Origin of the sequence: Mesobaculum littorinae (genome assembly GCF_004011175.1) — a bacterium.
GTDB lineage: Bacteria > Pseudomonadota > Alphaproteobacteria > Rhodobacterales > Rhodobacteraceae > Tranquillimonas > Tranquillimonas littorinae.
In genome coordinates, this window is record NZ_RQXX01000004.1 from 336,718 (window position 1) to 356,694 (window position 19,977).

A 19,977-nucleotide genomic window follows, 5' to 3' on the forward strand; every position below is an offset into this window, starting at 1 on the left:
CCCGGGGTGGCTAGAGAAAGATCACGTCCGAGTGGTCGAAGCCAGCGGGCGTGAGCCCTTCTAGGATGACCGCCCCGCCGCTCCAGTCCAGCCGCAGCCCGTCATCAAGCTCGGTCACCGCCAGATCGGCGATGGACCTTTCCCGCAGGTCCAGATGCAGCTGGTCCCGTCCGGCCCGGAAATCGGTGATCCGGTCGACATGACCGCCGGGGCGGAACACGAAGACGTCCGCCCCCGCCCCTCCGGTCAGCACATCGAAGCCTGCACCGCCGTCCAGCACGTCGTTGCCCCCGCCGCCCAGAAGGGTGTCGGCATTGGCCTCGCCGACCAGCGTGTCGTTGCCGATGCCGCCGTCCAGCCGGTCGAACCCGTTCTGACCGAACAGGCGGTCGTGCCCCGCCTCTCCGAACAACACGTCGCGGTTGGCTCCGCCCAGCAGGGTATCCGCCTCGCTTCCGCCACGCAGGGTGTCGTTGTCGACGCCGCCCATCAGGCGGTCGACGCCGGCACCGCCATTCAGGACGTCGTGCCCCGCCTGGCCATCCAGCCTGTCGTTCCCGTCCCCCCCTTCCAGCGTGTCGGCATTGGTGCCACCCAGCAGCAGATCATCCCCCGTGCCGCCGTCGAGCCGGTCGAATCCGTCGCCACCATCCAGCCGGTCGTTGCCCGCGTCGCCCAGAAGTGTGTCTGCATTGGCCTCTCCGATCAGGGTGTCGTTGCCGGCGCCGCCGTCCAGCCGGTCGAATCCATTCTGCCCGTTCAGCACGTCGTTGCCCTCATCGCCCGACAGCACGTCACGATTGGCACCGCCCTCAAGGGTGTCGGCGCCGGTGCCGCCACGCAGCGTGTCGTGATCCGCCCCACCATTCAGATAGTCGTTTCCGTCGAGCCCCAGCAGCAGGTCGTGCCCCACCTCTCCCAGCAGCCGGTCCGCCCCGGCGCCACCGTCGAGCGTGTCGGCATTGGCCCCGCCCAGCAGCGTGTCGTCGCCGGCCTCGCCCAGCAGGCTGTCGAACCCGTTGCGCCCTTCGATATGATCATCGCCGAGCCCACCGCGCAGGGTATCGCGGTGCCCCCCGCCCAGAAGGGTGTCGTCCCCCGCACCGCCGTAGACCAGGTCATGTCCATCCTGCCCTTGCAGCCGGTCATTGCCCTCGCCGCCGCGCAGCGTGTCGTCACCATCGCCACCGCGCAGGGTGTCCCGGCCGTCGCCGCCGTCCAGCTCGTCATCCCCGGCCATCCCGTCGAGCAGGTCGTTTCCGCCGTCGCCAAAGAGCGCGTCGTCGCCGCCATCCCCCCGCATCACGTCATCGCCCGAGGTGTCCTGCGACGGGTCGGCCAGCACCAGCGGCACCCGGCCCGTGCCCCAGTCCAGCGCGTCCAGCACCTGCTCCACCGCAAGCGTCCGGCCGTCGACGCTGCGGATGTCGGTCACCTCGCCACGGATGACCAGCCGCGCCCCCCGTGCGGTGGGGGTTATGGCGATCTGGGCCGCGCTGTAGAGCATCGGGTAGAGGGTGAGGTCGATACGGTCGCGGCCCGGTTCGAAATCGGCGATCACGTCGGTGGCGCCGTCAGCCTCCAGCAGGAAGACATCCGCGTCGCTGCCCCCGATCAGCCGGTCCCTCCCACCACCATCAAGCAGCAAGTCCTGACCGGCACCGCCGCGGATCGTGGTGTCACCCCTACCGCCCGCCAGAAGATCGTCGCCGGTCCCGCCCGACAGCGTGCCGCCGGAGGCCCACCGCGTCACGCCCTGGTCGTCCAGGTCCACCGAGAACTGAGTCAGTCCGCTTCGGTCATGACTGGCAAGCAGGATCTCGATCGCGTCGTCGCCCATCACCGCCGTCATGGCCGAGATCGACGACAGCCCCAGCCCCGAGGCATCTTCGATGGTGTCGAGATGCACCAGGCGCCCGTCGGGCAGGATCGTGAAAAGGCTGATCCCGTCGTCGCCGCCCGCGACCACCACGTAGGCCCGGCCCCGATGCTGGATCAGCTCCATGTCCTGCACCTGCCCAAAGCGGGTATCGAGGGTGTCGAGCACGTGGTCCACGGGTCTGAGATCGCCCGCGGCGGTCAGCTCCATCACGCTCAGCGCGCCGCCTGCCCCCTGCTCGCCGGCAGCGGTGGCGACGACGACGTACCGACGGCCCGCGACCTCGGCCACCTCCATCGCGACCGGCACAGAAAGCAGGCCAAGCCCCTCGGCCAGACCCATGGTGCCGCGGGCGGTCAGGTCGCCAGTGTCCGCGTCGATCGCATGGGCGCTGACCCCGCCGTCGCCGTGGGCCAGAAGGTAGGACTGCCCGCCGACGCCGACGGTCACCAGGTCGGTCGGCGTCGTACCGCCCCCCGGCGCCATGGTCTGAACCGGCCCGACCTGCTGCAGGACGCCCTGCGCATCGGGGCGGGAACAGCCGACGGCCCCGCCGCCGGTCGCCACATAGACATAACCTTCGGGGCAGGCCACGACCGCGCCGGTCGCCCCGGCCTGCATTCCCGGCACGGCAAGTGTCGCTCTGGCGCCCAAGTCGCCATCCTGCTCCAGCGTGTAGCCGACCAGACCCTGGCCGGGGGCATGACCCACCACGGCCACCTGCCGTCCGCCGATATCCAGCAGCTCGACCGTGCCGCCCAGCGCCGCCGCGACACCGCGGGAATAGGTCGCGGCATCCGCGATCCGCGCCTGCCCCCCGTCCCCCAGCGTCAGGCTGACCAGCGCCCCGTTGACCCCACCCGCAGCCAGGACCACCGTCCCCTGCGGGCCCTCGACCACCTCGAGCGCGCGGATATCGTTCTGCAGATGTGCAGCCCCGGCGCCCAGGATCGCGCGATGTGCGATCTGCGGCATCGTCCTGTCCCTCTCACCCATATGCCCTGCGCCGCCAAGGGGCAGGACAACCCGGGGACAGGAATGCCGGACCACCCGCGCGACATGCGGGCGCAAAGCCGGGCGAGTTTGCGGAGTTTCAGATCAATGGTCGGCGTAATGTTGGGAGACCGTTAAGGTCGGCACCGCAGGTGCGGCGCAGGCGCCAGCCGGGCGCGCGGCGCGGCGTGGGGGGCGGCGAGAAGGGGGGGGGGGCGGCCTTCCGGGCGGCCCCCGGCCGCGTCAGCCCATCAGGCCTTCGTGCAGCTTGATGGCCTCTTCGAGATCTTCGAAGTAGTGCAGCTTGCCCCGGTCGAGGACGATCCCCGAGTCGCAGAATCGGCGCAGTTCCGGCATCGAGTGGCTGACCATGATGGCGCCGCTCCGTTCCATGCGGTCGCGGAACACCGCCTGGCTCTTGCGTTTGAAGGCGACGTCACCCACCGCCGTCACCTCGTCCACGAGGTAGGTATCGAAGCGGATGCCCATCGACGTGCCGAAGGTCAGCCGCGACTTCATCCCCGCCGAATAGGTTCGCACCGGCATGTGGAAATGCTTGCCCAGCTCGGCGAAATCCTCGACGAACGCGATCAGGCTGTCAGTGTCGACGCCGTAGATCCGCGCGACAAAGCGCACGTTCTGGGCGCCTGTCAGTTCGCCGTGAAAGGACCCCCCGAAGGCCACCGGCCACGACATCGCGCCGTCGCTCACCACCCGGCCGGTATCAGGCCGCATGATACCGGCGATGATCTGCATCAGGGTAGACTTGCCCGACCCATTGCGCCCCAGCAGCGCAAGCGAGGCGCCCGAGGGCAGGGTAAGGTTCAGGTCGTCGATCACGACCCGGCGCTCACCACCCACCCAGAAGCTTTTCGACAGGTTCTCGAACCGGATCACGCCGCCGCCTCACGCCCTGTCGCGCAGCGAATAGTAGATCAGCGCGAGCACTCCCCAGCCCAGCGTCAGGATCAACGCGGCGAGGCCGAAGATCATCAGGCGCTGCGGATACTCGGCCTCTTCGGCCAGCGTCGGCCTGATATAGGTCGCCAGGTACCGGTTCTGGCGGCCGGCCTGCGCCTTGGCACTGTCCCAGGCGGTCAGCGCGGCGCGATAGGCCGTTTCCGCGAATTCACGCTCGACCGTCAGCCCCTCGAACTCGGAGATCAGGGTGGGGTAGTCCTCACCCGTCGACAGCACCTCGTTGGTGGCGAAGGTGCGCCGTTCGTCGGCAATGCGCTCGCGGATGACCTCGATCCGGCGCAGGGCCTGGGTCTGCCGGGGATCTTCGCCCTGGGTGGTCCTGCTGAGTTCGTCAAAGGCCACAAGCTCGTTGCCCAGCTGCTGTTGCAGCGTGTTCACCACGCCCATGCGGGCCTGGATGTCGGCCTGCAGATCGACGATCTGGGTGCGGGTGCGGAACTTCACCAGCGCCTCGCGCGCCTCCTTCAGGCGCTCCTTGGCCTGCTCCAGCTCGATCGCGGCATAGCGGATGGCATCTTCGCGCGCCGCCTCGTTCAGCGCGTTGACCATGTCCTGGCTCTCGGCGACGATCTCGGTGGCGATGGACTGGGCCATCTCGGCGTCGAAGGCCAGGACCAGCAATTCGGTCAACCCGGTGGACTGGTCGTAGGACACCCGCACGATCCTGTCCCAGTACCAGTGCAGATCCTCGATCGTGGCGTCGGGCCAGAGCGCGAAAGCCGGATCGCTTGTCCAATACTGGGAGTAATATTCGCGCAGCCCCAGCTTTTCGTCGATCCGGGTCACCACGGCCTGGGACCGGATGTATTCGTAGAGCACGTCGCTGTCGCCCGCCACGCTGGTGCCGGTCAGGTTGGCCAGGCCGCCCAGAAGATCGGTGCCGCTGGTCCCCTCTTCCTTCCGGACGGTGAACCCGGTGGTCGAGGCATACTGATCATCGGCCACCAGCCACAGATAGAGCCACACCGCCACGAGCGGCAGCGCCACGACCGCGACGAAGGTGGCGATCAGCCCCCAGTGCCGTTTCTTCATCTGCGCCGGCTGGGCCATGGGGCGCACTTCGACCTTCGGCGTCGGGTTGGCGCCGGGGCCACCGGGGCCGGGCCGATTGGGGCCGGGCTGACCGGCACCGACGTCCACCGGGGTCAGTCCGGGCTTGGGGCCAGAGTTGCGGGCAGCCGAGGGCGCCTGCGCCGCGCCAGCGGCACCATCTTTTTTATCATTGTTTATCAAGATGATACCCGGGTGAAAGCTGTTGAAACATGCCCCGACATCCTACATACTTGGTACTTGCTTGGCCATGGGGAGCCATCAGAGTTGTCTGCCACCGATATCCCGCCGCCGCAACTCCCCGGGGGAGGCATGATCCGCCGCTTCCGCACCGGGCGGACCATCCTGGCGCTGATGCTGCGCGAGATGTCGACGCGCTATGGCCGCTCGCCGGGCGGGTATCTCTGGGCGGTGCTGGAACCGATCGGTGGCATCCTCATCCTTGCCGTGGGGTTTTCGCTGCTGTTGCGCAGCCCGCCCTTGGGCAACAACTTCGTCCTGTTCTACGCCACGGGCTTCGTGCCCTTCACGCTCTACCAGAACATATCCGACGCCGTGGCGCGTGCGCTCAATTTCTCGAGACCGCTTCTCCAGTACCCGGTGGTTACCTGGGCGGATGCCGTGATCGCCCGCTTCGTCCTGAACGCCCTGACCGGCATCCTGGTGGGGTATATCGTGCTTTTCGGCGTGCTGATGCTGGCCGAGACCCGCGCCGTGCTCGACATGGACGACATCCTGACGGCCTTCGGCCTCGCCCTGCTTCTGGGCCTCTCCATCGGCATGCTGAACTGCGTCCTGCTGGGGCTGATCGACGCCTGGGGGCAGATCTGGTCGATCGTCACACGGCCGCTGTTCCTCGCCTCCGGGGTGCTCTTCCTGTTCGAGGATCTCCCGTCCGGGGCGCAGAACATCCTGTGGTACAACCCGCTGTTCCACATCCTCGGGCTGTTGCGCGCGGGGTTCTACCCCACCTACGACGCATCCTATGTCTCGGAAATCTACGTGGTGGGGTTCAGCCTCGTGACGCTGTTCATGGGAACGGTCCTGCTGCGGCGCTATCACCGCGCCATCCTGACCCGCTGATCCCGGGTCAGCCGGTCAGCGCCGTCCCCAGGCCTTGACGTCTTCGTGGCTTACATCCGTGCGCCGCAACAACCCGTCCCGCAGCGCGCGCAGCACGTAGCCCAGGAACGCCCGGCGCTCTCCCGAATGGTGGCGCACCTTGCCCAGCCATTTCAGCGCCGCCGCCGGAGCGACGAGAACGAACAGCCAGCCCGAGCACAGCCGGTAGACCATCAGCAGGTTGCGGTAATGGTAATAGCTCTTCCACAGGGGCCGAAACCGCTTGTCGTCGGCACTGTGGGTCGAGAAATCGTGTTCGAAGACAAGCGCCGGGTCGAAGACGATCCGCCCCCCGGCCCGGGCCAGCCCCAGCGTGTAGGCGGTGTCGTCGCCATAGATGAACAGCCGGCCATCGGGATAGCCGACCCGGGCGATCGCCGCCCGGCTGACGAAAAACCCCACGAAGGACAGCACGTCGACATCGCGTTTCGGCGCGTCAGGGGCGAAATCCTCCGGCCCCATGTGAAAGCCGTCGCGCCCCTGCCCGGTCAGCGTGCGCCACATCACGGCCTTGTGCCAGAACGGGTTGATCGCCGGGCGGTTCATGTCGCAGATCCTGCGCTCGGGCCCGGGATGGAACACCGCGGCGCCCCAGGCCTCGGCCTGGCTGCGATCCTCGGCGTGAAACGCCGCCAGCGCGCCCGGCGCGGGGCGCGCATCGTCGTCCATCACCACCATCCAGTCCGGGTCGAACCGCTCGGTGGCCAGCTTCATGCCGGTCTCGAAGCCGCCGGCCCCGCCGAGGTTGCTGGCGCAGCGATGCACCACGACACGCGGGTCCGCCTGTGCCTCCAGCCAGGCCGCGGTGTCGTCGGTCGAGGCATTGTCGATCACCAGAACCGCCTCGAGCTGCTCGGGCGGCGTCTCAAGCAGGCGTTCGACGGTATGCGTCAGCTTGTTCAGCCGGTTGAAGGTGACGACCACCGCCACCAGCCGTCCGGCCCCTGCCTGCTGCATCATGTCACCTGCCCTGTGCGTTGACGGTCCCGGCGCCGCCGCCCGGGATTTGCGTGACTGGCGAAGTGCGGCAAATGACCTGCAAAGTCAAACCCGCCGGGCGCCCTGCCCCGGGGCGCGTTGTCTGCACGACACCGGCCACGCCGTCGCATCCCTGGCGTCCGGGATCGGACGGTCGGCGACAGCCGCTGCCCCTGGGCGGGCGGGGTGCCCTGCCGAACCGCACCATCGGCAAAATCCTGGCGCTGCGGCATGGGGTTCTTGCCCCTTCGGCCCATCCGGGGGAGAAACGGCGCAACCCGGATTTCAGACAGGATTTCACTGATGGCCATTGCTTTGATCGTTCTCGCCGCGGGCAAAGGCTCGCGCATGAAATCGGACATGCCCAAGGTGCTGCATCGGATCGCCCATGCTCCGATGCTCTGGCACGCGCTGCGCGCCGGCGCCGCGCTCGAGCCCGAGAAGACCGTTGTCGTGGCGGGCCATGGTGCGGACCAGGTGACCGGCTCGGCGCATGACTACGACGAGGCCGCAAACGTCGTCCTGCAGACCGAACAACTGGGCACCGCGCACGCCGTGGCCCAGGCCCGCCCCGCGCTGGAGGGGTTCGACGGCGACGCCATCGTGCTTTACGGCGACACGCCCTTCATCTCCGAAGATACGCTGCGCGCCATGGCCGAGGCGCGAAAGACCAACGACGTCGTGGTGCTGGGCTTCGAGGCGGCGAACCCCGCGCGCTACGGCCGGCTGGTCACCGAGGGCGACGCGCTGACGCGGATCGTCGAGTTCAACGACGCCTCGGAAGCCGAGCGCGCTATCACCCTGTGCAATTCCGGCGTCATCGCGGCCGATGCCCAGTTCCTGTTTCGCCTGATCGACGCGGTCGGCAACGACAACGCCGCGGGCGAATACTACCTGACCGACATCGTCTCGATCGCGCGGGCCCAGGGGCTGTCGGCCTCGGTGGTGCGCTGCGACGAAGCCGAAACCATGGGCGTCAATTCCCGCGCCGACCTTGCCGTGGCCGAGGCCGCGTTCCAGGCCCGGATGCGCGCCACACTGATGGAGGACGGCGTCACCCTGCAGGCCCCCGAGACCGTCCACCTGGCCTGGGACACGGTGATCGGGCGCGATACGGTGATCGAACCCAACGTGGTCTTCGGCCCCGGTGTCACCGTGGAAAGCGGTGTCCAGCTCCGGGCGTTTTCGCATCTCGAGGGCTGCCATGTCAGCCAGGGGTCGGTGGTTGGCCCCTATGCCCGCCTGCGCCCGGGCGCCGAACTGGCCGAGAACACCAGGATCGGCAACTTCGTCGAAATCAAGAACGCCCAGCTGGCCGAAGGGGTGAAGGTCAACCATCTCACCTATATCGGGGACGCCGATGTCGGCGCGCGCTCGAACATCGGCGCGGGCACGGTGACCTGCAACTATGATGGCGTGTTCAAGCATCGTACGGTGATCGGCGAAGACGTCTTCGTGGGATCCGACACCATGCTGGTGGCGCCGGTCACCCTGGGCAACGGCGCGATGACCGGGTCCGGCTCGACCATCACGCGGGACGTGCCCGCGGGCGCGCTGTCCGTGGCCCGCCCCGAGCAGGTGATCAAGGAGGGCGTCGCCACGAAGCTGTTCGAGAAGCGGCGCGAGGAGAAGGCGCGCCTGACCCAGAAGAAGGGCTGACCCTTGGGGCGGGCATCGCGGCCATCGGGATGCCCGCCCAGGTCCCCGGACGGCGAGCGATAGCACGAGCATGGGCGCGAACAGGCGCCGGACCCCGACAGCGAAAGGCAGGCCCAAGCGATGCAGATCCAGGAAACAGCCCTGCCCGGTGTCGTCATCCTGACCCCCGCCAGGTTCGGCGACGCCCGCGGGTTCTTCAGCGAAAGCTGGAACGCCCGGCGCATGGCCGAGGCCGGGCTGGCCCATGACTTCGTGCAGGACAACCATTCGCTGTCGCAGGCCGCCGGCACTCTGCGCGGCCTGCACTACCAGGCACCGCCCCACGCGCAGGCCAAGCTGGTGCGCTGCGGGCGCGGGGTGCTGTTCGACGTGGCGGTCGATATCCGCCGCGGATCGCCCACCTATGGCCAGTGGGTCGGGGTCGAGCTCAGCTTCGACAACGGCCGCCAGCTGTTGATCCCCGAGGGTTTCCTGCACGGCTTCGTCACCCGCGCCCCGATGACAGAGGTCATCTACAAGTGCAGCGACCACTACGCGCCCGAGAGCGATGGCGCGGTGGCCTGGGATTCCTGCGGGATCGACTGGGGGCTGAACGCCCCGCCCGTCCTGTCGGACAAGGATGCCGCCGCCCCTGCCCTGGCCGATGTCCAAAGTCCTTTCGTCTGGGAAGGGTGAGAGATGCGCCTGCTTGTCACCGGCGGGGCCGGGTTCATCGGGTCGGCGGTGGTGCGGCTGGCCATCGCGCGGGGGCACGAGGTCATGAACCTCGACGCGCTGACCTATGCCGCCTGCCTCGCGAATGTTGCAAGCGTGGCCGAGGACCCGCGCTACAGCTTCGTGCAGGCCGATATCCGCGACCGTGCGGCGCTGGATGCCGCGTTCGCGGCGCACCGCCCCGACGCGGTGATGCACCTGGCCGCCGAAAGCCACGTGGACCGGTCGATCGACGGGCCGCGCGATTTCGTCGACACCAACATCGCCGGCACGTTCAACATGCTCGAAGCCGCACGGGGATACTGGGCGCAGGCCGGTCGCCCGGAAGGCTTCCGCTTCCACCATGTCTCGACCGACGAGGTCTACGGCACCCTTCCGCACGACCCCGGAGCGCTCTTCACCGAAGACACCGCCTATGATCCACGCTCGCCCTACTCGGCCTCCAAGGCGGCCAGCGATCACCTGGTGCGCGCTTGGCATCATACCTACGGATTGCCGGTGGTCGTCAGCAACTGCTCGAACAACTACGGGCCCTATCACTTCCCCGAAAAGCTGATCCCGGTCATCATCCTGAATGCCCTGGCGGGCAAGCCGCTGCCGATCTACGGCGACGGATCGAACATCCGGGATTGGCTCTATGTCGAGGATCACGCCGATGCGCTGCTGCTGGTGGCGGCCCGCGGCGCGCCCGGGCGCTCCTACAACATCGGCGGCGAGAACGAGCGCAGCAACCTGCAGCTGGTCGAAACGCTCTGCGGCATCCTGGACGACATGCGCCCGCGCCCCAATGGCCAGAGCTATGCGGCGCAGATCACCTTTGTGCCCGACCGGCCCGGCCATGACGCGCGCTATGCCATAGACCCCGGCCGTATCCGGCGCGAACTGGGCTGGCGGCCGTCGGTCACGGTCGAGGACGGGCTGCGCCGCACCGTGCGCTGGTATCTCGAGAACGAGGACTGGTGGCGCCCGCTGCAGTCCCGGCAGGGCGTCGGCGTCCGGCTGGGAGCGGGGATGACCCCGTGACCGCGGAGGCTCCGAAATTCGGCACCAGCGGGCTGCGCGGGCTGGTCACCGCGCTGACGCCGGCCTGTGTCGGCGCCTACGCCCGCGCCTTCGCGGCGGCCTGCCCCACCGGCGGGGCCGTGCACCTTGGGTGGGACCTGCGCCCCTCCTCGGGCGCGATCGCCGATGCCGTGGGCGCGGCGCTGACCGCTGCCGGCCGGGACGTGGTCCGCCACGGCGTGCTGCCGACCCCGGCGCTTGCCCTTGCCGCGGGACAGGCCGGGCAGGCGGCGATCATGATCACCGGCAGCCACATCCCGGCCGACCGCAACGGGCTGAAGTTCTACACCCCCCACGGCGAGATCACCAAGGCGGACGAAGCCGCCATCCTGGCGCATCTCGGCTCGCCTGCCACCGGTGGCGCCGCCGGGGGCGCCACCGGGTGCGCCGCGGGGCGGGTGCGCGAGGCCGGGCAGGACGCCACCGACGCCTATGTCGCCCGCTACACGCGCGCCTTCGGGCCAGAGGCCCTGGCCGGGCTGCGCATCGGGGTCTACCAGCACAGCTCGGCCGCCCGCGACATCTTGGTGACGGTGAGCCGTGCGCTTGGCGCAACCGCGGTGCCGCTGGCCCGCAGCGAGACCTTCGTCGCGGTCGATACCGAGGCGGTCGACCCGGCCACCCGCACAAGGCTCGCCGGCTGGTGCCGGGACCTCAACCTCGATGCCGTGATCTCGGCCGACGGGGATGCCGACCGGCCGCTGGTCACGGATGCCACCGGCCGGGTCGTCCCCGGAGACGTCTTGGGCCCGCTGACCGCGCGCCTGCTGGGCGCCGACACGGTCTGCACCCCGGTTTCGTCGAACACGCTGGTGACGCAGCTGGCCGACATCGGGGAATGCCACCTGACCCGCATCGGGTCGCCCTTCGTGATCGCCGCGATGGACGCGGCGCTGGCGCGCGCGCCGGACGCGCGTGTTGTGGGCTACGAAGCCAATGGCGGCTTCCTGCTGGGGTTTGCCGCGCAGGGCCCCGCCGGCGCGCTGCCCCCGCTTTTGACGCGCGACTGCCTTCTGCCGATCCTCGCGCCTTTGGCGCTGGCCCGCCGCGCCGGGCAGGGCCTGGCCGGGCTGGTGGCCACGCTGCCGCCGGTCTTTACCGCGGCCGACCGCCTGACCGGCATCGCGCCCGAGGTCTCCGCCCCCTTCCTCGCCACCCTGCAAGGCGACCATGGGGCGCGGGCCGCGTTCCTTGCCGATCTCGGGCTTGAGGCGGGGCTGGACCTGACCGACGGGCTTCGGCTGCACCTGCAGGGGGGCGAGATTGTCCACCTGCGCCCCTCGGGCAATGCCCCCGAGTTCCGCTGCTATACCGAGGCCGCCAGCCCCGAACGCGCGAACGACCTGCTGGCAGCCTGCCTCGATACCCTGCGCGCACGGCTTTGACGCCCGGAAAGGACCGCCATGACCCTTCTCGTTTTCGGCCAGGCCGGGCAGGTCGCCACCGAGCTGCAACTGCAGGCAGAGGTCACCGCCCTGCCCCGCGCCGCCGCCGACCTGTCTGACCCCGACGCCTGCGCCGCGGCTATCGTCGCCGCACGGCCCACGGCCGTGATCAACGCCGCCGCCTATACCGCAGTCGACCGCGCCGAGGACGAAGAATCGCTGGCGCTGCGCATCAACGGCGCAGCGCCCGGCGCCATGGCCCGGGCCTGTGCCGATCTGGGCGTCCCGATGGTGCATATCTCGACCGACTACGTCTTCGACGGCTCGGGCGATGCGCCGTGGCAGCCGGACGACAGGACCGCCCCGCTCAATGCCTATGGCCGGACGAAACTGGCCGGAGAGGAGGCGATCCGCGCCAGCGGTTGCGTGCACGCGATCCTGCGCACCTCCTGGGTCTTCTCGCCGCACGGGTCGAACTTCGTCAGAACCATGATGCGCCTGTCGGAAACCCGCACCGACCTGTCCATCGTCGATGACCAGATCGGGGGTCCGACGCCCGCCGCCAGCATTGCCGGTGCCTGCCTGATCCTCGCGCAGGCTCTGAGAGACGGCGCAGGGGGCGGCACCTACCACCATGCGGGCGCGCCCGTCGTCAGCTGGGCCAGCCTCGCCCGCGCGACGTTCGAGCTTGCCGGACGCGAGGTGGCGGTCACGGGCATCCCCACCGCGGCGTATCCCACCCCGGCGCGACGCCCCCTCAATTCACGGCTGGACTGCTCCAGCATTTCACGCGATTTCGGCATCGCGCCACCCGATTGGCGCGCGGCCCTCTCCGACATGGTGAACGAGTTGACTTCATGACCCGGCGCAAAGGCATCATCCTGGCCGGCGGCTCTGGCAGCCGTCTGGCTCCGATAACCATCGGACTGTCGAAACAGCTGGTCCCGATCTACGACAAGCCGATGATCTACTATCCGCTTTCGGTGCTGATGCTGGCCGGCATCCGCGAGATCGCGATCATCACCACGCCCGAGGACAAGGAGCAGTTCCGCCGCACGCTGGGTGATGGCGGGCAATGGGGGCTGAGCTTTACCTATATAGAACAGCCCAGCCCGGACGGGCTGGCGCAGGCCTATATCCTGGCCGAGGAGTTTCTCGACCGCGCGCCCTCGGCCATGGTGCTGGGCGACAACATCTTCTTCGGCCATGGCCTGCCCGAGCATCTGGCCCGGGCCGATGCCCGCACAGAAGGCGGCACCGTCTTCGGCTACCGCGTGGCCGACCCCGAACGGTACGGCGTGGTGGAGTTTGCCACCGATGGCACCGTGCGCCGCATCATCGAAAAGCCCGCCCGGGCCCCGTCGCCCTACGCGGTGACCGGTCTCTACTTTCTCGACGGCAGCGCGCCGGAGCGGGCGCGGCAGGTCGGCCCCTCGGACCGCGGCGAGCTGGAGATCACGTCGCTTCTCGAGATGTATCTTGCCGACGGCACCCTTAACGTCGAGCTGATGGGGCGCGGCTATGCATGGCTCGACACCGGGACCCATGCCTCTCTTCTCGATGCGGGGAACTTCGTGCGCACGCTGTCCGAACGGCAGGGCCAGCAGGTGGGCTGCCCCGAAGAGATTGCCTGGGCGAAAGGCTGGATCAGCGACAGCGCCCTGCGCGCTCGTGCCGACGCCTTTGGCAAGAACGGCTACGGCGCCTATCTGCACAGGCTGCTCGACGGCTGAGCGTCCCCCGACAGGACAGCGCAGATCCGGGCAGTCATCTTCTCAGTCGGCGGGGCCGCGGCGGTGGACGTCCCGGAGAAAGTCCCGAATGTCGGCGGGAAGGTCCTGCGCCTCGGCCTCCCGCACCAGGGCGGGCAGGATTTCGGCCGCGGCGCTGCGGCCGTCGAAGATGCGCGGCCTGTGGATCTCGTCCAGGTCGGTGAAGAACGGCGTCCTGCCCGAGATGCGTTGCAGCCAAGCCTCGCAGTCCTGGAATTCAGCTGCGAGCTCGGCACGCGACGCCGCCCCGATCAGATCGACATCCTGGTTGCGGGGGCAGTCGATGCGGCCCGCCACCTTGCCAAGGAAGCTTCTGAGCTTCGTTGCCGACAGCGGGGGAAGCCGCCACATCGCCAGACGCGCGATTTCGATCATCGCATAGGGCAGGCTGGGGTTCACATCCGCCGTTTCACGCGGGGCGCAGACCGCGATATCGGGAAAGGCATCTTTGAACACGCCCACCGCCCCGCCCTTCTTGCGGCTGTCGCTGTAGGGCAGGATGTGCCTTTGCGCCTGCGGATACCTTTCGATCCATGGCATGAGCGCGGCGCGGTAATCGACATGGACCGACCTCAGCCATGGCCCGACGCCGGTCTCTGCGAGGCTCTGAAACGGGGTCCTGAACTTCAGCATCTGGCTTTGCCACGAACTTAAGGCATCATCCGGGCGCCTGACCAGGGCGAAGAGGCCGGCGCCCTCGTCGGCAAACCTTTCGCGAAACAGGTCGACAGCGCCGGGGGCCCTGACCCCGAGCGTGGCCAGATCCTCGGAACAGAAGACAAGCGTATGGGCCTGCATCTGGCGCGTCAGATCGACCACATGGTTCAGGACGAGATCCCCCCGCTCCATGGGGGCGTGCCCCGACGGGAACCGGCTGTCGGGCACGGCATCCGCGATCATGCGATGCGCCAGGGCATTGTGCCCCATGTATTCGTTCAGCCGCGCCGGACGGCGATTGACAGGACGGCGGCCCAGGGCCTCGGCCAGAAACCGCGCGGTCCCGTGGGCATGCACTGGCGGAAAGAGAATGCCGTTTCGCGCAAGCTTCAGCTGGTTGGCCAGAAGATAGTGCTGCAGGCTGGTCGAGCCTGTCTTGTGCAGCCCCAGGCAATAGACCGTTTTCATGTGGGCGACCCCAAGACATCAACTTTGCTCGACGACAGGCACGCATGGGCGACCTGTCTTCGGGGCGTGCTACGCCATTTCAGCGCGCATCTCGACAGCAGAATCCGCGAAGCCGGTCGGGGGGCGATCGGCGCGGGTTTTGACTAGGCCTGCGAGGGGCCGCCACGCTCAAGAATGGTGCAGGTGTCGGTGACGCGGACCTCGACATCCTTGGGCAAGGCAATGTCACGCGACCACTCGGTTGCACCGATCACGACGATCACCGACGGGGCGATGTCGCGCAGCGCATCCAAGAGAAAATCATCGCAGATCTGCGACTGGACGACCAGCAGGTCGGGTCTGGGGATGGCGTTCCTGCACAGAAGGTCTTGCAGGCTATTCCGCACGGCCCGCTTTTCGGACAGCGCGATCAGGGGGCTGGGCAGTGGCAGGGCGTCGAATTTTGCGGTTTTCTCATATGATTTCGCGCCCACAGGCAGAACGAGCCTGACAAGCCTCCCGGGCTCCGCCGCGGCCAGCAGCGCGGTTTGCGGTGCGTCCATATGTACCGAGACGGGGCATCTGGCCATGATGTCGCCAAGGGCCGACAAATCCGCGGGCGTGAGGCTCAGGGGACTGTCTGAAAGATTCCCGGGTTTCTCCGCCCTGCGGGCAATCTCCGAGGCCAGCTCCATACCCGTCCAGAACAAGTCACGAGTTGCGCTTGCCACGTCGGCAGACACCGCTTGCGCCTCACAGTCATCGCCAAGCGGCAGCGGGGCATCGAGCGTGCCGGATTTCTCAAGAAGACGGTTGCCGTTCCAGATCTCTGCGCGCTGTGCCGTGCTAAGCGGGATCGGAAATGTCCCGACGCTGCCCGGCGCGTCACCGGCGGAAACCCGGGCCTTGGCGGTTTCCCGCAAGAGATGCTCAAACTCCAGTCGGTCCTCCTTGGGCAGGATCGAAACGATCATGTTGAGACGCCGCTTGGCCTCGATCAAGAACGCCTGTTTCTCGCGCTGATTGGACTTTATGCTCGATGCATCTTCTTCGGCTGTCATCGGAAGGTTGGCGGCCTTCAGGAAGGCAGGCACGATACCACCCTCCGTCGCGCCGTAAACCACGGCCCGACTTTCACGAGCGCGCAGAAGGCACGCCAATCGTTGCAGGCGGGTTTCATAATTCAGAACACCGCGCTCGAAATTATCCTCAACAAACTTCGAGAACGGCATTGGGCGGCCGGAAAAGCCGCTCATGACATTTTCCACATATCTGGACCGCAGCCAATCGTATTGCGGTCGCAGAACAGCCAGTAGTGTCAGATCCCAATCCTTGAAATACTCCCCGATCAGGCGCAGAGTGCTGTCAGGCTGATCCGAGAATATATTCTCGACGCTTAAAAGAACCGTGTGGCCCGGGTATTCTCCAATTTCTTGCTCCAAGTCCGCCATTGTTTTGGCACGGAGATCGAGCACGAGTTTAAGATGGCCGGGCGTTCGCGTGTTGTCGTAGGCGTTCTGGCGCAGGAAAACCGAGGACGGAAACAGCACCCCTTTTTCAAGGAGCGCCTCTCTCTGCGAGTCGAGGTAATTCTGTATCGATGTGCTGCCGGCCTTGGTTTGCCCGATATGAAAGATTACTTTACGTCGATCGTACAAACGGCCGTCCTCGGTTCGCAACAGCTTGGGTATCGCATACGATTTTTGACAATCCGGAAACCCGGCACCGCTGTCAACCGTGGCGTGAACAGTTTTACGCGGTCTTCTCGACGGTACCAGCGTTTGACGTCGAAAGCGGACGCGGTCCGGCCATGACCGCGTCCAGATGCCTCAATTTTTATCCAACGATCATGCGGGTCGAGGCACGCAGCTGAACCCGAACCAGTCCCGTTCCGGCCCGGCCGATGCCGACGCGCCTATCTGGATGACCGCAGCGGACCAGTGGCGCCCTTACTCGACCGTCACCGATTTCGCCAGGTTGCGCGGCTGGTCCACGTCGGTGCCTTTTTCCACGGCGGTGAAATAGGCCAGCTGCTGGATCGGCACCGCGTAGGCAATGGCGGCGAAGGGGCCATCGATCTTCGGCATCTCGATCATCTGCCAGACACCGTCGCCGCCGTCCTTCAGGCCGCGGGCGTCGGAGACCATCACGATCTTGCCGCCGCGGGCCATGACCTCCTGCATGTTCGACACGGTCTTGTCGAACATCGCGTCATGCGGCGTCAGAACCACCACCGGCATCTCTTCGTCGATCAGTGCAATGGGCCCGTGCTTGAGCTCGCCCGACGCATAGCCTTCGGCGTGGATGTACGAGATCTCCTTAAGCTTGAGCGCACCTTCCAGAGCCAGCGGGTAAAGCGCGCCGCGACCGAGGAACAGAACATCTTCGTAGCGCGCCAGCTGGGCGCTGACCGCCTGGACCTGCGGAGCAATGGCCAGCGCCTCGGTCACCTGACCGGGCACGCGGCGCAGCTGATCGGTCAGCTCCCGGTCGCCGGCCTCGTCGAGAAGCCCGCGCTGGCGGGCCGCCTGAAGCGACAGGGACGCCAGCACGGCCAGTTGGCAGGTGAAAGCCTTGGTCGAGGCGACACCGATCTCCGGCCCGGCCAGGATCGGCAGCGCCAGGTCGCTTTCCCGCGCGATCGAGCTTTCCATGGCGTTCACGATCGACACCACCTTGCCCGCTTGGCCGGTGCAATAGCGCAGCGCGGCCAGCGTATCGGCCGTTTCGCCCGACTGGCTGACGAACAGGGTCAGCGTGCGGTCGTTCAGCGGCGGTTCGCGGTAGCGGAACTCCGAGGCAATGTCGATTTCCACCGGTATCCGGGCGATCTGCTCGAACCAGTATTTCGACACGAAGCAGGCCAGCGACGCGGTACCGCAGGCCACCATGACGATGCGGTCGAACTGCGAGAAGTCGACGCCGGTTTCCAGCAGATGCCGGCCTTCGCGGTCGGTGGTGTAGTATTTCAGCGCATTCGCCAGAACATCGGGCTGCTCGGCGATCTCCTTCGACATGAAGTGCCGGTGCCCGGCCTTGTCCGTGGCCGTCGCCCCGAGGTTGACCGTCTTGCGGGTCCGGGTCACGGGCTGCTGGGTGTCATCCAGGAACGCGGCGCCCGCGCGGGTGACGATGGCGATGTCGCCCTCTTCCAGATAGGTGATTTCGCTGGTCATCGGCGCCAGCGCCAGCGCGTCGGAGCCCACGAACATCTCGCCCTCGCCCCAGCCGACGGCCAGCGGGCTGCCCTTGCGGGCGGCGACGATCAGATCATCCTCGCCTTCGAACAGGAAACACAGCGCGTAGGCCCCTTCGAGATCCGAGATCGTGGCCTTGGCCGCATCGATCGGTGGCAGCCCCTGGTTCAGATACCAGTCGCACAGCATGGCGACGGTCTCGGTGTCGGTATCGGTTTCCGGGGTGATGCCATGCGCGTCCAGTCGGCTGCGCAGCTCGCGGTAATTCTCGATGATGCCGTTGTGCACGACGGCCACGCGTCCACGCTGGTGCGGGTGGGCGTTGGCGGTATTGGCGGCGCCATGGGTGGCCCAGCGGGTGTGGCCGATGCCCGAGGTGCCGGCCAGGGGCTCATGCACAAGCGCGTCGGAAAGATTGACGAGCTTGCCGAGCGCGCGACGGCGTTCCAGCTTGCCGGCGTTGACCGTGGCGATCCCGGCGCTGTCGTAGCCCCGGTATTCCAGCCGTCTCAGCCCTTCCACCAGGATGGGAGAGACCTGGTGGTTTCCAAGGACACCGACAATTCCGCACATGCTTCAAATCCTGCTTCTACAATAGAATTGCCCGCGTCATCGGGGCACGAAGATACCGTCGACCACGTATTATGCTGCCCACCGGATGACACGGCGCGCATCCAAGTCGCAAACCCTATGTGGAAAAGCAATTGTTCTCGTGCGGCTTTACCCCGGGGGACGCCGATCCTCTGGGCGCGTTTCCGCCAGTCGCTGAGCGAAAATGACATACTTTGAAATATGGCCCGGGCGCGCGTCTTCGCCCGGGCGCATGTGCTCATCTCGGCGTCGGTGCGCGCGTGTGTCGGACCGGCCCCTTCTCTGTCAGAACCAACGCCCGACGGCGGTCAGGACGAACCGCTTCTTGTCGTCCTCGGACAGGATTTCCGACGACCAGGGAACAAAGTTCACCGCCGCCGTCCCGCAGGTGTAGATCGTGATGCCCGCAGCCAGGGCCTCACCCCGGCGAATGTCGCCATGCACGTTCACATCCTGGTTCGCCGTCCCCACGAACGCAGCCGGATACGTCCATGTCAGGTAGCCCGGACTGGTGTAGAGGGCGCCGGAAGGCGAGTCGATGGCGGTGCTGGCGCTTCCACCGGTCGCACCGTCAAGAATGACAGTGCAGATCTGCGTCCCGTCGGCGAAACGCACGAAGCTTCCGTCCGCAGTCTCAGACCGTTGAATGACGGCTCCGGTCGGCATGCCCCCGGCTTGTGACACCGCGCCCGTAACATTCCCCCGGTGATAGGCCAGCTCCTCCCCGATCCGCAGCCCTGACAGGACCGACAGCGCGCCACTCTCCCGATCCGCCCGCAGCGCCTCGGACCAGGTCATGCCGTCGGGGCTGACCTTGAGGTGGAAGTCGTTGTCGCCGGTCAGACCCATCTCGGCGTGACCGGTCCAGTTCGACTGATAAAGCAGCGATCCGGTTTCTCCGGCGCCGGCCTTGTTGATCTTGAGCTGATGTCCGCCCCCGGCATGGCTGAGCAGCACCGCGTCGGACGACACCGCCAGCCGATTGGCCGCATCCGCCGCCGCCCCGACCCCGACACCTGGAAGGTTGTCGAGGTCCAGAGGCATCGCCCCCCATGCCCCCCCCCGGAAGACCACGGGCGCCCCTGCCGTCAGGTCCCATGCCCGCCACCCCTCGGCCGGGACGATGAAGATCCAGCCCGCGCCGTCCCATTGCGCAAGGCTGCCCGAATGCCCGGCCCATGCGCCGGTGGGCGCCGGGCCCAGTGCGTGGATCTCGCCGCTTGCGGGCTGCTCGGGCGGCGTTTCGCTGTTCACCCTCGTCAGAACAAGCTGGGCGATCGTATCCAGCATCTGCAGGGCTTCGTTGTGGGTGACGTGCTTTTGCGCCTGTGACGGCAGTATCACCGGCAATCCAAGCCGGGCAGTATGATCGGTCATGACATCCTCCGGGTCTGTCCCGGCCCGGTGATACGCCGCGAGACCTGACCAAGAGTGAGCCCACCGTGCTTTACCACCTGTTAATCCTGGCACTGCCGGCGCGGGCCCGCCCC

Annotated in this window: 15 protein-coding genes; 7 read left to right on the top strand and 8 right to left on the bottom strand. The window is 67.3% G+C overall.

Annotated features, from left to right (window positions below; translation table 11 throughout):
• Window positions 1–10: 10 nt before the first annotated feature.
• From EKE94_RS13825 to EKE94_RS13835, 3 genes are all read right to left on the bottom strand, one after another.
• Complete coding sequence (locus tag EKE94_RS13825) at window positions 11–2,854, bottom strand: calcium-binding protein (RefSeq protein WP_127907198.1); 2,844 nt, start codon at window positions 2,852–2,854, stop codon at window positions 11–13.
• 261 nt (window positions 2,855–3,115) lie between these two features.
• Complete coding sequence (locus tag EKE94_RS13830; RefSeq protein ID WP_127907199.1) at window positions 3,116–3,769, bottom strand: ABC transporter ATP-binding protein; 654 nt, start codon at window positions 3,767–3,769, stop codon at window positions 3,116–3,118.
• 9 nt (window positions 3,770–3,778) lie between these two features.
• The gene (locus EKE94_RS13835) at window positions 3,779–4,903 is read right to left on the bottom strand and encodes a sugar transporter (protein WP_235856030.1); all 1,125 of its coding nucleotides are present in this window, start codon (window positions 4,901–4,903) and stop codon (window positions 3,779–3,781) included.
• A 312-nt stretch (window positions 4,904–5,215) separates the two neighbouring features.
• Here EKE94_RS13835 and EKE94_RS13840 point away from each other — a divergent pair, with 312 nt between their 5' ends.
• Window positions 5,216–5,986, top strand: a complete 771-nt coding sequence (locus tag EKE94_RS13840) for an ABC transporter permease (RefSeq protein ID WP_127907201.1) — start codon at window positions 5,216–5,218, stop codon at window positions 5,984–5,986.
• 15 nt (window positions 5,987–6,001) lie between these two features.
• On the opposite strand, the gene EKE94_RS13845 is transcribed toward EKE94_RS13840, so the two are convergent.
• Entirely contained in the window at window positions 6,002–6,985 is a 984-nt protein-coding gene (locus EKE94_RS13845) for a glycosyltransferase (protein WP_127907202.1), read from the bottom strand.
• Between the two features lie 321 nt (window positions 6,986–7,306).
• On the opposite strand from EKE94_RS13845, the gene glmU reads away from it, so the two are divergent.
• The 6 genes from glmU to rfbA all read left to right on the top strand — a co-directional run bounded on the left by glmU (window position 7,307) and on the right by rfbA (window position 13,556).
• Window positions 7,307–8,662: a bifunctional UDP-N-acetylglucosamine diphosphorylase/glucosamine-1-phosphate N-acetyltransferase GlmU gene (glmU, locus tag EKE94_RS13850; protein WP_127907203.1), complete on the top strand. Its 1,356-nt coding sequence runs from the start codon at window positions 7,307–7,309 to the stop codon at window positions 8,660–8,662.
• Window positions 8,663–8,782: 120 nt separating this feature from the next.
• Window positions 8,783–9,337 carry a dTDP-4-dehydrorhamnose 3,5-epimerase gene (gene rfbC, locus EKE94_RS13855; RefSeq protein WP_127907204.1) on the top strand — a complete coding sequence of 185 codons (555 nt, stop codon included), beginning with the start codon at window positions 8,783–8,785 and terminating at the stop codon, window positions 9,335–9,337.
• Between the two features lie 3 nt (window positions 9,338–9,340).
• Window positions 9,341–10,399 (top strand): dTDP-glucose 4,6-dehydratase, encoded by a 1,059-nt coding sequence (gene rfbB / locus EKE94_RS13860; RefSeq protein WP_127907205.1) that lies wholly within the window; start codon window positions 9,341–9,343, stop codon window positions 10,397–10,399.
• Window positions 10,396–11,823, top strand: a complete 1,428-nt coding sequence (locus tag EKE94_RS13865) for a phosphohexomutase domain-containing protein (protein WP_127907206.1) — start codon at window positions 10,396–10,398, stop codon at window positions 11,821–11,823. The genes rfbB and EKE94_RS13865 overlap by 4 nt, the downstream gene beginning before the upstream one ends.
• An 18-nt stretch (window positions 11,824–11,841) precedes the next feature.
• On the top strand, window positions 11,842–12,684 hold the full coding sequence (gene rfbD / locus EKE94_RS13870; protein ID WP_127907207.1) for a dTDP-4-dehydrorhamnose reductase: 843 nt from the start codon (window positions 11,842–11,844) through the stop codon (window positions 12,682–12,684).
• The gene (gene rfbA, locus EKE94_RS13875; RefSeq protein WP_127907208.1) at window positions 12,681–13,556 is read left to right on the top strand and encodes a glucose-1-phosphate thymidylyltransferase RfbA; all 876 of its coding nucleotides are present in this window, start codon (window positions 12,681–12,683) and stop codon (window positions 13,554–13,556) included. The genes rfbD and rfbA overlap by 4 nt, the downstream gene beginning before the upstream one ends.
• Window positions 13,557–13,598: 42 nt before the next feature.
• Here rfbA and EKE94_RS13880 read toward each other — a convergent pair whose 3' ends face one another.
• From EKE94_RS13880 to EKE94_RS13895, 4 genes are all read right to left on the bottom strand, one after another.
• Complete coding sequence (locus EKE94_RS13880; protein WP_127907209.1) at window positions 13,599–14,720, bottom strand: hypothetical protein; 1,122 nt, start codon at window positions 14,718–14,720, stop codon at window positions 13,599–13,601.
• A gap of 143 nt (window positions 14,721–14,863) precedes the next feature.
• Window positions 14,864–16,357 (bottom strand): hypothetical protein, encoded by a 1,494-nt coding sequence (locus EKE94_RS13885; RefSeq protein WP_127907210.1) that lies wholly within the window; start codon window positions 16,355–16,357, stop codon window positions 14,864–14,866.
• Between the two features lie 291 nt (window positions 16,358–16,648).
• Window positions 16,649–18,469, bottom strand: a complete 1,821-nt coding sequence (gene glmS, locus EKE94_RS13890) for a glutamine--fructose-6-phosphate transaminase (isomerizing) (RefSeq protein WP_127907211.1) — start codon at window positions 18,467–18,469, stop codon at window positions 16,649–16,651.
• 303 nt (window positions 18,470–18,772) lie between these two features.
• Complete coding sequence (locus EKE94_RS13895; protein WP_164870941.1) at window positions 18,773–19,864, bottom strand: DUF2793 domain-containing protein; 1,092 nt, start codon at window positions 19,862–19,864, stop codon at window positions 18,773–18,775.
• Window positions 19,865–19,977: the final 113 nt, after the last annotated feature.